This is a genomic window from Blattabacterium sp. (Cryptocercus punctulatus) str. Cpu (genome assembly GCF_000236405.1).
Taxonomy (GTDB): Bacteria; Bacteroidota; Bacteroidia; order Flavobacteriales; family Blattabacteriaceae; genus Blattabacterium; species Blattabacterium punctulatus.
Genome location: NC_016621.1, coordinates 64806 through 79006, shown reverse-complemented (window position 1 = coordinate 79006; position 14201 = coordinate 64806). Strand labels below are relative to the sequence as shown.

Here is a 14201-nt window from a genome sequence, read left to right as displayed (position 1 = left end):
TATACTATGATTAAAAAAAAATTAAAAATTATAATGAATAATATACAAAATAAAAAAAATAAATTTATACGATTAAATCATTATTTATCCAATTCTGGCATCTCTTCTAGAAGAGATGCAGACAAATTAATTCAATCAGGAATCGTAAAAGTTAATGGAATACCCGTTACAAAATTGGGGACAGTTATACATGTAAATGATGTTATAAAATTAAATGGAAATAAAATTAAAAAAAAAAATAATATATATATACTTCTTAATAAACCTAAGGGATTTATTACTTCTACACATGATCCATTTAATAGAAAAACAGTTATGAGTTTAATTCCCAATTTTTCTAATTATAGAATTTTTCCTGTTGGAAGATTAGATCGTTCAACTACAGGAGTTTTACTTCTTACCAATGATGGATTTATAACTGAAAAATTAACTCATCCAAAATATAATATAAAAAAAATATATCATGTTTTACTAAATAAAAAAATTAACGATGAAGATATCTATAAAATTCAAAAAGGAAAAATATTTCTCAGAGAAGGAAGAGTAAAAATAGATTTTATATACAGAGAACAAAAAAATAGAATAAAAATTGGATTACATATAGGATGGAATAGAGTAATTAAACGTATTTTTAAAAAATTAACTTATAAAGTAGTTCAATTAGATAGAATTAATTTTGGAGGTCTTACTAAAAAAAATATTAAAATAGGATGCTGGAATTTTTTAAATAAAAATGAAATAGATAATACTGTAAAAAAATTTTTTTATGAAAAAAATTAGTATTATTAATGGTCCTAATTTAAATCTTTTGGGGAAAAGAGAACCAGAATTATACGGTACTGAAAATTTTATAAATTATTTTAATAGATTAAAAAGAAAAAAAATTTTTTCTTCTATAGAAATGACCTATTATCAAAGTAATCATGAAGGTAAAATTATAGATATATTACATGATATAGGATATCTATCAAATGGGATTGTTCTCAATGCTGGAGCATATACTCATACTTCTTTAGGGATTGCTGATGCTATTAAATCAATTTCTACTCCAGTTATAGAAGTTCATATTTCTAATATCTATTCAAGAGAACTTTTTAGACAAAAATCATTTTTATCTTCTGTTTGTAAAGGTACTATTTTTGGTTTTGGATTGAAATCCTATGAATTAGGAATAATAAGTTTTTCTCTATAAGGTTTTTTTTTAAATTCAAAATATTCATTCAAATTTTGAATAACTTGAATAAGTTTTTCTCTTCCATATTTTTTTTTTACAGAAACTTTAAAATATTTAGGCATTGAAAAAAAATTTTTTTCAATTTTTTCTTTACAATAATTTATATTTCTATCTAAAATTTTTGAATTTATTTTATCCGTTTTCGTAAAAACAATACAAAAATGTATGTTATAAGTTTTTAACTTTTTTATAAAATCTAGATCTAATTTTTGTATAATTATTCTACAATCTATAAGTAAAAATAAATAAACTAAATTAGTTCTATAAAAAATATAATCTTTAATTAATTTTTTTTTTTCTATTATTCTATTTTTTTGAAAAGAATAACCATATCCAGGTAAATCTATTAAATACCATTTATGGTTAATTAAAAAAAAATTAATAAATTTCGTTCTTCCAGGATAAGATGAGACTTTAGCTTCTTTTTTGGAATTAATAATAAAATTTATCAAACTAGATTTACCTACATTAGAACGTCCCGAAAAAGCATATTCAGGAAAAGTAGAATAAAAAAATTGATTAGAATTTTCTATACTTTTTTTAAACTTTACAGAAAAAATTTTCATGATTTAAATTAAATTTAGATAACCATTTTTCTAAAATTTTTATAAATTTTTTTGGATGTTCCATCATAGGAACATGGCCACATTTATCTATCCAATATAATTCGGAATGAGGTAATAATCTATGAAATTCTTTTGCCACTTCTGGTGGAGTTACCGGATCTTGTTTCCCCCAAATTAAACAAATAGGTTTTTCAATAACGGATAAATCTTTTGACATATTATACTTCATAGAACTTTTCGCAATATATAAAGTTTTAATTCCCTTTTTTTTATCATTCACGATATGAAATACTTCATCTACTAATTCTTTAGTAGCAATTTTAGGATCATAAAATACCTCTTGTGATTTTTTTTTAATATATTCATAGTTCTCTCTTTTAGGAAAAGCATCTCCAAAAGCTTTTTCAAATAATCCAGAACTTCCTGTAAGAACTAAAGAATGTACTAAATCTATTCTTTTTTTTGCTATAATTAAAGCAATATGGCCACCTAATGAATTTCCTATCAATGTAGAATTTTCAATTCCTATTTCTATTAAAAAATGAATAATATATTTAGATAAACTGTAAATATTTGTAAGAAATAGTGGCATCTTATAAAGAGGTAAAACAGGTATTATTACTTGATATCCTTTTTCTGGAAAAAAATTTAAAAGGGCATTAAAATTACTTAATCCACCCATTAAACCATGAAGTAATATTAGTGGATGTCCTGTGCCTTTTTTTATATAAGAAAACTTTTTTTCTTTATTATACATAACATCATATATTTTCTTGATCAATTTTTTTATGTATTGTAATTTTCAAATATCAAATATTTTTTTTATACTTTTTTTGAATAAGAAAATAAGCTTTTTTTGCTGCAAGTTCTTCTGATTTTTTTTTGGATGGGCCTCTTCCTACTGTTTGAATTTCATATTCAGATATGTAAAATTCCGATAAATAAGTAATTATATTTTTATTTTTTTCTTCTTTAAAAGTATTAAAATTTATCAAAAATTTATTTTTTTGAGACCATTCTATAATCCATACTTTATAACTAAAAATTTCCTTCTGTAATTTCATAATATTTACATGAAAATGTAATATTTTTTTATACACAAAATTTTGACAACCCTGATATCCAATTTCTAAATAAATAAAACCTATTAAAGATTCAAGTGCATTTCCAAACATATTATCAGATATCATTGATTTATTTTTTTTAAAAAAAATTTCTGTTAACGTTAGTTTTTTAAAAATTTCATTTAAATTTTTCCTACATACAATTTTAGATCGTACTTGAGTTAACTCACCTTCTTTTTTTTCAGGAAGTTTTTCATATAAAAAATGGGAAATAATAGAATTCAATACGGCATCTCCTAAAAATTCTAATCTTTGAAAATCTATATAATAATTTTTATTTTTTTTCTTTGTAGAAAAGCTATATATAAATACTTCTTTTAAATAACTTATTCTTTTGGGACAAAATCCTAATATTTTTTTTAATTTACTAACTAAAATAGAATCTTCATCTTTTAACATCTATTTTTTTAAATAAAATACAAACGTTATGTCCTCCAAAACCAAAAGTATTGCATATACTAATTTTAATTTCTTTTTTTATTGCATTATTTGGAGTAAAATTAATTTTAGAATCTATTTTTTTATCTATTTGAAATAAATTTATAGTTGGAGGTATAATTTTTTCCTTTAAAGGAAGTATAGAAGCAATAGCTTCTATAGAACCAGCCGCACCTAATAAATGGCCTGTCATAGATTTAGTAGAATTAATATTAATGTTATATATATTTTTATGAAAAACTTTTTGAATAGCTTTTACTTCTGCGAGATCTCCTAAAATAGTAGAAGTTCCATGAGAATTAATATGATTAACTTCTTGATATTCAATTTCCGCATCTTTTATAGCTGCTTTCATAGCAATAATAATCCCTTTTCCTTCTGGATGAGGAGCTGTAATATGATATGCATCTCCAGACATACCCACTCCACCTATTTCAGCATATATATTAGCATTTCTATTTTTAGCATGTTTATATTCTTCCAATATTAGACATCCTGCTCCTTCACCCAAAACAAAACCATCCCTATCTTTATCAAAAGGACGTGATGCAGTTTTATAATCCTCATTTCTAGTAGATAATGCATGTAAGGCATTAAACCCACCGACTCCACTTTGTGTAATTGCTGCCTCAGAACCACCAGTTACCATAATATCTGCTTTTCCTAAACATATTAAATGATAGGCATCTACAATTGCATTAGAAGAAGAAGCACAAGCGGATACAGTAGCATAATTAGGTCCATGAAGTCCATATTTCATAGAAATAAATCCAGCAGTAATATCTATTAACATTTTAGGAATAAAAAAAGGACTAAATTTAGGAAATCTTCCTCCATTTACATAATCAGAAATTGATTCTTCTAAATTGAGAAGACCTCCAATTCCAGAAGACCAAATAACTCCAATACGTTCCCTTTTTTCTTTTGAAAAATTAATTCCACTATTTTTTACGGCTTCAGAGGATGCTAAAATTCCATATTGTGCACAAGGATCCAATTTTTTTTGTTCTTTTTTACTAAAAAAAATATTTGGGTCATAATTTTTTAATTCACACGCAAATTTAGTTTTATATTTTTTAGTATCAAAATAGGTAATAGGCTCTGCACCATTTTTTCCATTAATAAGGGAAGTCCAATATTCTTCTAAATTATTTCCTATTGGAGTAATAGATCCAAGTCCTGTAACTACTACTCTTTTTAATTTTTTCATAAACATAACATATAAAAAAGAATCAATACTTTTTATATATAATCAGACCGAACTATTCTCCTCTTTTTTTTTCTCATCTAAAATATTTTTGATAGCTTGTATAGCCTCGCCTACAGTGGTAATTTTTTCTGCTTTTTCATCAGAAATACTAATATTAAATTCTTTTTCAAATTCCATAATAAGCTCTACTATATCTAAGGAATCTGCACCTAAATCATTAGTAAAACTAGCCTTATTAAAAATCTCATTTTCTTCTACACTCAATTTTTCTACAATAAGTGACTTTACTTTTGATGCAATATCAGACATAGGATCGTAATTTTTATTTTTTCTAATACAAAATTAGTAAACTTTTATAAATCGTATATAAATTTGTTTTATTAAGAAATACAATAAAAAATGAGTTCTCTTAATCTAGAAAAATATGGAATCTTAAATTCTTCAAATAATTGGCAATTATCTTCTGAAGAATTACAAAATATAATTATTAAAAATAAAATGGGTGTAGAAACTAAATCAGGAGTTTTAGCAGTAAATACAGGTATATTCACTGGTCGTTCTCCTGAAGATAGATTTATTGTTAAAGATAACATTACAAATAAAAAAATTTGGTGGGATGAAAAATTTAATCAATCTTTTAATTCTAAAAAATTTGATCATGTATATCAAAAATTAGTCAGATACTTATCCAAAAAAACCTTATACGTAAGAGATGGATATCTTTGTTCTGATAAACGGTATCAACTTAATATTCGGTCTATTAGTGAATATCCATGGTCTGATTTATTTATCCATAATCTTTTTTTTAGAATTTCTAAAATTGAAAAAATTTTTCCAGATTGGTTATTAATATGTGCACCTGGATTTCAGGCAAATCCAATTATAGATGGTACACATAAAAAAAATTTTACCATATTAAATTTTAAAAAAAAAGTTATATTAATTGGTGGATCAGGATATACAGGAGAAATAAAAAAATCTATTTTTTCTGTTCTAAATTTTATACTTCCTATATATAAAAATGTTTTTCCTATGCATTGTTCTGCAAATATTGGGATTTCTAAAAAAGATACAGCACTTTTTTTTGGATTATCTGGGACTGGAAAAACTACTATTTCTAATGATCCTAATAGAAAATTAATAGGTGATGATGAACATGGGTGGACGGAGGACAACATTATTTTTAATTTTGAAGGGGGTTGTTATGCAAAAATATTAGGTATTTCTAAAAAAACAGAACCTATGATTTATTATGCTATTAAAAAAGGAGCAATGTTGGAAAATGTAATTTTAAAAAAAGATACTAATGAAGTAGATTTTTTAAATGATTCTATTACACCAAATATACGAGTAAGTTATCCAATTAATTTTATAAAAAATATAGAAAAAAAATTAATATCTTCCAATATTAGAAATATTTTTTTTCTTACTTATGATGCTTTTGGGATATTACCTCCTATATCAAAACTAAATAAAGCACAATCTGCTTATTATTTTTTATTAGGTTATACTTCTAAAATAGCTGGTACAGAATTAAATATAAAAAACCCACAAGCTACTTTTTCTTCCTGTTTTGGAGCTCCATTTATGTTATTAAATCCAGTTAAATATACAAAAATGTTAATAAAAAAATTAAATAATTTGGAAATAAATGTCTGGATGGTAAATACAGGACTACTTTTTATTGAAGAATCCATCGGATTTAGGATAAAATTAAAATATACACGAAAACTTGTTCAATGTGTTTTAGATGGATATTTATCCAAAGTAGATTATGAAAAATACCCTATATTTAATTTTCATATTCCAAAATACTGTCCAGGTATATCTTCCAATATTTTAAATCCAAAAAAAACATGGAAAAATAAAAAAATGTATCAAAATCAAGTAAAAAATCTTGTAAAAAAATTCATAAAAAATTTTGATATATACAGAAAATATACGGATAAAGAAATTTTATCGGGAGAACCTAAAATAGAATAAATTTTCATTTCAAAAACATAATTTTTTTATAATATACTTTCCAAGTATATCATATTCTACGTTAACAAAATCTCCTACTTTCATAAAATGAAGATTGGTTTTTTCATAAGTATAAGGAATAATAGATACACTAAATATTTTATTACTATATTTTGTTATAGTAAGACTAATTCCATTTACAGAAATAGAACCTTTTTCTATAACTAAGTTATCTAATTTTTTTCTAGATTTGAAAGAAAATAACCAACTCCCATTTTTTCTATTTATTTCAACAATTTTAGCTATTGTATCTATATGACCTTGTACTATGTGTCCGTCGAATCTTTCATTAACTTTCATTCCACGTTCTAAATTTACTTCATCTTTAATTTTTAAAAAATCTAAATTAGTACAACGTAAAGTTTCTTCCGATGCAATTACTGAATAGGTTCCATTTATTATCTCTTTGATACTTAAACATATTCCATTGTGAGCAATACTTTGATTAATTTTAATATGATCTAAAAATGGATTTTTAAAAGTAATACAAAGATTATTTTTTTGACGATTTAATCTATATACTTGTGTAGTACATTCTATTATTCCAGTAAACATAATTGAAATTTATCCATATTTTTTTTATAAATTAAAATATTTATTTCATAAAATATGGTATGAATTATAGAACAAAAAAAATAAAAGTTGGTATTTCTACAGGAGATATTAATGGAATAGGAATAGAAATTTTTTTAAAAGTATGTCGGGAAAAAAAACTTTTAGATTTTTTTACACCGGTTTTATTTGGATCTACAAAATTATGTTCGTATTATAAAAAAATTTTAAATATCGAAGTAAATAATATACGAGAAATAAAAAATTTAAAAGAAATTATAGATTATAAAATCAATGTTTTAAATATATGGAAAGAAGATATTAGATTTGACTTAGTCAAAATAAACCATGAATCAGGAAAATATCCTATTTCATCTTTAAAAAAAGCCACAAAAGCTTTAAAAGATGGAAAAATTGATGTTCTAGTTACAGCACCTGTAAATAAAAAATGGATGAATTTTAAAGAATTTTATTTTTTAGGCCATACTGAATATTTACAAAATATTTTAGATGGAGAATCCTTAATGTTAATGATTCATGAAACATTAAAAATAGCATTAGTTACCAATCATATACCATTAAAAAATATTAGTTCTGAATTAACTATAAAAAAAATTGTAAAATCCATCAAAATTTTACATCAATCTTTAAAAATTGATTTTTCTATAGAAAAACCTAAGATTGCAATTTTAGGATGTAATCCTCATTCAGGAGAAAATGGTTTCTTAGGTGAAGAAGAAATGACTAAAATTAAACCAGCTATGAATATTTTATTTCAAGATCAAGGAATATTAGTTTTCGGACCTTATTCTCCAGATGGTTTTTTTGGAAATAATAGTTATAGAAATTTTGATGCAGTTTTAGCTATGTATCATGATCAAGGATTAATACCCTTTAAAACATTAACTTTTAATGAAGGAGTTAATTTTACGGCTGGTCTTTCTCATATACGTACTTCTCCAGATCATGGAGTAGCATATGATATTGCTAAAAAAGGTATTGCTAATGAAAATTCTTTTAAAGAAGCTATTTTTAATGCTATAAAAATTTTTAAAAATAGAAAAGAATATATGAAAATAATTTCTTCTAAATCTAGATTACTATAAAATAACTATAACAACATTATTTTTAACTCGTAAAAATCCTCCATTTATTGATATTTTTAAAATTTTATCATTAAATGATTTATTTAATTTTATACATCCATTACTCAATATGGAAATAAATGAATCATGATTTTCTAATATTTGAAAATAACCATTCAATCCTGGAGCTATAATAGAGATTGCTATATCTTTATATAATATTTTTTCAAAATCAATAATCGTTACTTGCATAATTTCATTTTATCTTCTATTTATTTATGTAGATAAGATTTCTTTTCCTGTTTCTATAACTTGTTCAATAGTTCCTTTTAAATTAAAAGCCATTTCCGGAATATGATCTAATTCTCCATCCATTATCATATTAAATCCTTTAATCGTATCTTCAATTTTTACAAATTCTCCTTCTATCCCCGTAAATTGTTTTGCTACATGAAATGGTTGAGATAAAAAACGTTGAACACGTCTAGCTCGATAAACTATTAATTTATCTTTTTCACTAAGTTCTTCTATTCCTAGAATAGCAATAATATCTTGTAAAGAATTGTATTTTTGAAGAATTTTTTTAACACGTTCTGCACAATAATAATGATTTTTATCTATTAAATCCGGAGATAATATACTAGAAGAAGAATCTAATGGATCTATTGCTGGATAAATTCCTAAAGAAGCTATTTTTCTGGAAAGTACGGTAGTTGCATCTAAGTGGGAAAATGTAATGGAAGGAGCTGGATCAGTTAAATCATCAGCAGGGACATAAATAGCTTGTACTGAAGTAATCGAACCTTTTTTTGTAGATGTAATTCTTTCTTGCATAGATCCCATTTCCGATGATAAAGTTGGCTGATAACCTACAGAAGATGGAATTCTTCCTAATAATGCAGAAACTTCTGATCCTGCTTGAGTAAATCTAAATATATTATCTATAAAAAATAAAACATCTTGTCCTTTTTTTTTCAAAACTTGATCTCTATAATATTCCGCTAATGTTAATCCAGATAATGCAACTCTAGCTCTTGCACCAGGAGATTCATTCATTTGCCCAAAAATAAAAACTGCTTTAGACTTTTTTAAGGATTCCTTATCTACTTTAGAAAGGTCCCAATATCCTTTTTTCATAGATTCCATAAATGAATTTCCATATTTTATAATTCCTGATTTTAACATTTCTCGTAATAAATCATTTCCTTCTCTAGTCCTTTCTCCTACACCAGCAAAAACCGAATGGCCTCCATGTTTTTTCGCTACATTATTGATTAATTCTTGTATTAAAACAGTTTTTCCTACTCCAGCACCACCAAATAATCCAATTTTTCCTCCTTTTGAATAAGGTTCAATCAAATCAATTACTTTAATCCCTGTATATAATATTTCGGTATCTGTAGATAAATCTTTAAATTTAGGGGGTGGATTATGAATAGATCTAGAATTAGACTTATCTAAAGGAAATAATCCATCAATAGGTTCACCTAAAACATTAAATACTCTACCATTAATAGATTCTCCTATTGGAATACTAATTGGGCCACCTATAATTTCCACCTCTTGTCCTCTTTTTAATCCATCGGTAACTTCCATAGAAATACAACGTACGCTATATTCTCCAATATGCTGTTGAACCTCTAATATAATTTTATTTCTTTTGGATAATTTTACTTCTAATGCATCGTAAATTTTAGGTAGAGATGCTGTATCTTTAAAAGATACATCAATAACTGGTCCTATAATTTTAATTATTTTTCCTTTTAATTTTTTTTTATTCATGCCATCAAAAAAACTATTAATTAGTATAGTATACGTTAATCATATATATTTGCAAATATATATGTAAGAGAAAAAAAAGATAATAAATTTTGAAAATTTATTCATTTATTGATGAATTTTCTTCCTTTTTACCATGTGTATTTACACTTGGTTTTTTTGATGGAGTTCATATAGGACATAAAAAAATTATTCAAAACTTAATTTTTAGAGCAAAAGGAAAGTATTGTACTGTTTTATTAACTTTTAACCAACATCCTAAAGAAGTACTAATTCCTAAAAAAAATATTTTATATTTAAATACTCTTACTGAAAGAATTCATAATCTAAAAAAAACAGGAATAGAACATTTGATTATTCATCCTTTTACCAAAAAATTTTCAAAATTAAGTATTCAATATTTTTTTCAAAAGATTTTATTTTCTAAAATGAAAATTAAAAAAATTATAACTGGATATGATTCTCATTTAGGAAAAAATAGAGATGGGACATTCCATCAACTAAAAAAAATTTCTAAATTATATGGAATCAAAATTTATAAAGTAAATCCTTATAAATATAAAAAAAAAATTATTAGTTCTACTAATATACGAAAATCTCTTTTAATAGGTAATATAGAATGGGCTAATAATGCTTTAGGTTATTTATATAACTTATCTGGTTATGTAATAAAAGGTAAAGGAATAGGTAAAACATTAAATTTTCCAACCGCTAATATTCAACTAAATGAAAATAAATTAATTCCAAAAAAAGGAGTTTATGCTGTAAAAGTTAATATTTTTAATCCTTTTTATAAAGGAATGATGAATATAGGGACCTGCCCTACAGTTAATAAAAAAATAAAAATAAAAATTGAAGTTCATATTTTCGATTTTTATCAAGAAATATATGGAAAGAAAATTGATATTTTTATTGTTAAAAGAATTCGTGAAGAAAAAAAATTTAGTACACTTTATGATCTGAAAAGACAAATCAAAAAAGATCAAATAAAAATAGAATATTTTTTTTCAAAAAAATCGTTTAAAAAAAATTTTTATTGTGATAAAAAAAATTGATCAAGTAATTCAATATTTATTAATTCAAAAAAAATACTTGAAAAAAAAATTAATATTGATATCATTTAACGATTCTATTATAGAATATATCAAAAAAAAATACCAATCTAAAAATCATCTATTTACAGAAATTTATACAATAGAAAAATTTATTGAAAAAATATCCGGTTTATATATTTTTAATGAATCTTATATACTTTTTCATTTTTTTTATTTTTTTAAAGAAGAAAATAGTTATTTATCAAAAAAATTTAATGATTTTTTAAAATGGGCTCCTTATATTTTAAATGATTTTCAAGATTTGGATTTTAATTTGATTAATATTGAACATTTTTTTGCTTATATTATTTCTACAGAAAAAATTAAAAAATGGAATCTGAATTTAGAAAATAATTTGATAGAAAAAAAAAAATTTCTTTTTTGGAAAGAAATTTATAAATTTTATAAAATTCTAAAAAGTATCCTTTTAAAAAAAGGGATCGGTTATACTGGAATGATTTTTAGAATAGCTATTTCTCGTTTAAATAATTTTTTATTAAAAAACTCAGATATACGAATCATTCTATTTTTTTCAAAATCCCAATTATTAAATAAATGTGAAATAGAATTTATAAAAAAAATCATACAATTAAAAAAAGGATCTATATATGATTTAGATAAAAAAAATATATTAATAAAAAATCCTTTTAATTTTTTCATCAAAAAAAAGATAAAACCAACTTTAATCAACGATATATATCTTAATCATATAAAAATTATTAGTGTTTCTAAAGAAATAGAACAAGTTAAAATAGTAGAAACATTAGTCTATAAAATGATCAAAAATGGGATAAATCCATATAAAATTGGTATTATTTTAGGAGATAAATATTTAATTATCCCTTTATTTAATTCACTAAAAAAAATTTTAGGAAACAATCTATCTATATCTATAGACTATCCAATAAAAAATATCCCTATTCATTATACATTTTTTTCAATTTTTGAATTATTATTAAAAAAGGAAAAATTTAAAAAATTTTATGGAAAAGATATACTAAGATTATTATCAGATGGATATATAAAAAAATTTTTATTAAAAAATTTATCGTTTATAGTAGATAAATGGAATGTAGAAAATTCAAATTTTATTCCAGAATCTATAATAAATAAATATTTATCCAAAAATGATATAAATATCATTTTTCAAATACAAACTAATGACACTAAAAAATGTATTATTGGTATTATAAGCTTTATTAGAAAATTGAAAATTATATTTATTTCAAATTCAAAAAATAATCTATTAGAATTAAAATTTCTTTCAAAATTGGAAATTTATATGCAAAAATTAAGAATATTAGTACGAAAAACAGAAAAAAATTTTTTAGGAATTAAAGATATATTCAATATTTATCAACAATTTATAAATACAGAAAAAATACCATATATACAAAAAAATCCAAAAGGATTGAATATAATAGAATTTATAGATTCTTATTTCGAAAATTTTGAAAATACTATTATAACTTCCGTTAACGAAGGGGTAATTCCCCCAGATAGAATAAAAAAATATAATACTTTTATTCCATTTGATATTAGGAATCAATTCAATCTTTCCATTTTTCAAGAAAATGAAGAAATTTATCATCATTATTTTAAAAAAATTTTAAAAAATTCAAAAGATATTTATTTGATTTATAAAAATCAACCAGATGAACTTAATTCGGGAGAAAAAAGTCGTTTTATTCATCAAATAGAAATAAGTTCAAAACTTACTATAGAAAAGAAAAAAAATTTTTCATTTTTATTTTCAAAGTCGAAAATATATCCTATTGTGATAAAAAAAACAGAATCAATGATTCAACGTCTAGATAAAATATCTACTCATGGTATATCTCCTTCTTCTATTAATCTGTATAATTATAATCCTCTTCTTTTTTACTACAAAAAAATTCTTGGATTAAATGATCTAGAAAAAATTTCTATAAAACAACAAGTAGGAAAAATAATACATAAAACATTAGAAATCTTATATCATCCTATTAAAGGATATTTAATTACTATAGATTGGATTAATGAAATGAAAAAAAATTACGAATATATTACAGAAAAAGTAATATTAAAATATATCAAAAATTCTTTTATAAAAGGTAAAAATATATTATTATATTCTATAGTAAAAAATTATATAAAAAATTTTATTTCCTGGGAGGAAGGTTTTGTTCATAAAGGTCATCAAATTTTAATTAAAGAATTAGAATGTAGTTCTTCCACAATATTGGATATTGGAAAGCATCAAGTTAATTTATATGGAATCATAGATCGAATTGACGAATATGATGGAATTACACGTATTATTGATTATAAAATAGGAATATCAAAAATAAAAAACATACATATTCCTTTGAATAAAATTGAAAATATATTTCAAGATCCCGATAATAGAAATACTATGCAATTATTGATTTATATGTATTTATGGTTTAAATCACCTATATTTTTAGGATTAAAAAATTCTCCACCAATTATTTCTATTGTTTCACCAGAAAAAGATAAAAATAATTCAATATTAACAATTCCCGTAATTTTTTTTCATCAAAAAAAAAAATTTATTACATATGAATGTTATGTAAAAATTTTTCTACCATGTCTAATTAATAGAATTTCAGAAATTTTAAATCCAAAAATTCCAATTATAGAAAAAAAAATAGGAATTTTTGATAAATTTTTCTAAAAGTATTTTTTTTCATATGATATGATATGATATGAATTACTCCAACATCTACACATAAAATACAATATAGTATTATTCCAAATATATAAATGAAACTATCTACATATCTAAAAAAAAATTTCATAAAAAAATAGAATATACTAGATTATAGTATATATACATAAATTATTCAAAGTATTAAAAATAACTTTTATTATTCCGACAATTTATTAAAATTATAGTTTTGAAAAAAAGTATCATCAAATACGAAAAAATAAAATTAATAATTGTTGGAATTGAATTCAAAAGATTATATTCAATAATTAAATAAAAAAATATATAAATATTACAAAATAACTGTAAATTGAAAATATAATATATAAATCAGTTCTTTTATTTATGGTTAACAAATAAAAAAAGAAAAAAAAACTATTAATAGGA

14 protein-coding genes are annotated in these 14201 nt (G+C 22.7%); 6 read left to right on the top strand and 8 right to left on the bottom strand.

Annotation, left to right across the window (positions count from 1 at the left end; genetic code table 11):
* Positions 1–33 precede the first annotated feature (33 nt).
* Together BLBCPU_RS00385 and BLBCPU_RS00380 are read left to right on the top strand one after the other, a co-directional pair.
* Positions 34–780 carry a pseudouridine synthase gene (locus BLBCPU_RS00385; protein WP_014246032.1) on the top strand — a complete coding sequence of 249 codons (747 nt, stop codon included), beginning with the start codon at positions 34–36 and terminating at the stop codon, positions 778–780.
* The gene (locus tag BLBCPU_RS00380) at positions 767–1192 is read left to right on the top strand and encodes a type II 3-dehydroquinate dehydratase (protein ID WP_014246031.1); all 426 of its coding nucleotides are present in this window, start codon (positions 767–769) and stop codon (positions 1190–1192) included. Before BLBCPU_RS00385 ends, BLBCPU_RS00380 begins: the two co-directional genes overlap by 14 nt.
* On the opposite strand, the gene yihA is transcribed toward BLBCPU_RS00380, so the two are convergent.
* From yihA to BLBCPU_RS00355, 5 genes are read right to left on the bottom strand one after another with little or no spacing between them, the layout of a single operon-like run.
* The gene (gene yihA / locus BLBCPU_RS00375; RefSeq protein WP_014246030.1) at positions 1159–1800 is read right to left on the bottom strand and encodes a ribosome biogenesis GTP-binding protein YihA/YsxC; all 642 of its coding nucleotides are present in this window, start codon (positions 1798–1800) and stop codon (positions 1159–1161) included. The genes BLBCPU_RS00380 and yihA overlap by 34 nt on opposite strands.
* Positions 1775–2557, bottom strand: coding sequence for an alpha/beta fold hydrolase (locus BLBCPU_RS00370; protein ID WP_014246029.1), 783 nt, complete (start codon positions 2555–2557; stop codon positions 1775–1777). Before BLBCPU_RS00370 ends, yihA begins: the two co-directional genes overlap by 26 nt.
* A 52-nt stretch (positions 2558–2609) precedes the next feature.
* The gene (locus tag BLBCPU_RS00365) at positions 2610–3323 is read right to left on the bottom strand and encodes a ribonuclease III family protein (RefSeq protein ID WP_014246028.1); all 714 of its coding nucleotides are present in this window, start codon (positions 3321–3323) and stop codon (positions 2610–2612) included.
* Positions 3310–4572 carry a beta-ketoacyl-ACP synthase II gene (gene fabF, locus BLBCPU_RS00360; RefSeq protein ID WP_014246027.1) on the bottom strand — a complete coding sequence of 421 codons (1263 nt, stop codon included), beginning with the start codon at positions 4570–4572 and terminating at the stop codon, positions 3310–3312. The genes BLBCPU_RS00365 and fabF overlap by 14 nt, the downstream gene beginning before the upstream one ends.
* Positions 4573–4614: 42 nt before the next feature.
* Positions 4615–4881 carry an acyl carrier protein gene (locus tag BLBCPU_RS00355; protein WP_014246026.1) on the bottom strand — a complete coding sequence of 89 codons (267 nt, stop codon included), beginning with the start codon at positions 4879–4881 and terminating at the stop codon, positions 4615–4617.
* 90 nt (positions 4882–4971) lie between these two features.
* On the opposite strand from BLBCPU_RS00355, the gene pckA reads away from it, so the two are divergent.
* On the top strand, positions 4972–6555 hold the full coding sequence (gene pckA, locus BLBCPU_RS00350; protein WP_014246025.1) for a phosphoenolpyruvate carboxykinase (ATP): 1584 nt from the start codon (positions 4972–4974) through the stop codon (positions 6553–6555).
* Between the two features lie 9 nt (positions 6556–6564).
* On the opposite strand, the gene BLBCPU_RS00345 is transcribed toward pckA, so the two are convergent.
* Positions 6565–7149 (bottom strand): riboflavin synthase, encoded by a 585-nt coding sequence (locus BLBCPU_RS00345; protein ID WP_014246024.1) that lies wholly within the window; start codon positions 7147–7149, stop codon positions 6565–6567.
* A 59-nt stretch (positions 7150–7208) separates the two neighbouring features.
* Here BLBCPU_RS00345 and pdxA point away from each other — a divergent pair, with 59 nt between their 5' ends.
* Positions 7209–8252 carry a 4-hydroxythreonine-4-phosphate dehydrogenase PdxA gene (gene pdxA / locus BLBCPU_RS00340; RefSeq protein WP_014246023.1) on the top strand — a complete coding sequence of 348 codons (1044 nt, stop codon included), beginning with the start codon at positions 7209–7211 and terminating at the stop codon, positions 8250–8252.
* On the opposite strand, the gene BLBCPU_RS00335 is transcribed toward pdxA, so the two are convergent.
* Positions 8247–8483: a F0F1 ATP synthase subunit epsilon gene (locus BLBCPU_RS00335; protein WP_014246022.1), complete on the bottom strand. Its 237-nt coding sequence runs from the start codon at positions 8481–8483 to the stop codon at positions 8247–8249. The two genes, pdxA and BLBCPU_RS00335, sit on opposite strands and share 6 nt — an antisense overlap.
* Positions 8484–8507: 24 nt before the next feature.
* Positions 8508–10013: a F0F1 ATP synthase subunit beta gene (gene atpD / locus BLBCPU_RS00330; RefSeq protein WP_014246021.1), complete on the bottom strand. Its 1506-nt coding sequence runs from the start codon at positions 10011–10013 to the stop codon at positions 8508–8510.
* 89 nt (positions 10014–10102) lie between these two features.
* Between atpD and BLBCPU_RS00325 the strand changes: the two genes are divergently transcribed.
* On the top strand, positions 10103–11065 hold the full coding sequence (locus BLBCPU_RS00325; protein WP_014246020.1) for a bifunctional riboflavin kinase/FAD synthetase: 963 nt from the start codon (positions 10103–10105) through the stop codon (positions 11063–11065).
* Entirely contained in the window at positions 11049–13781 is a 2733-nt protein-coding gene (locus BLBCPU_RS00320; protein WP_014246019.1) for a PD-(D/E)XK nuclease family protein, read from the top strand. Before BLBCPU_RS00325 ends, BLBCPU_RS00320 begins: the two co-directional genes overlap by 17 nt.
* Positions 13782–14201 lie beyond the last annotated feature (420 nt).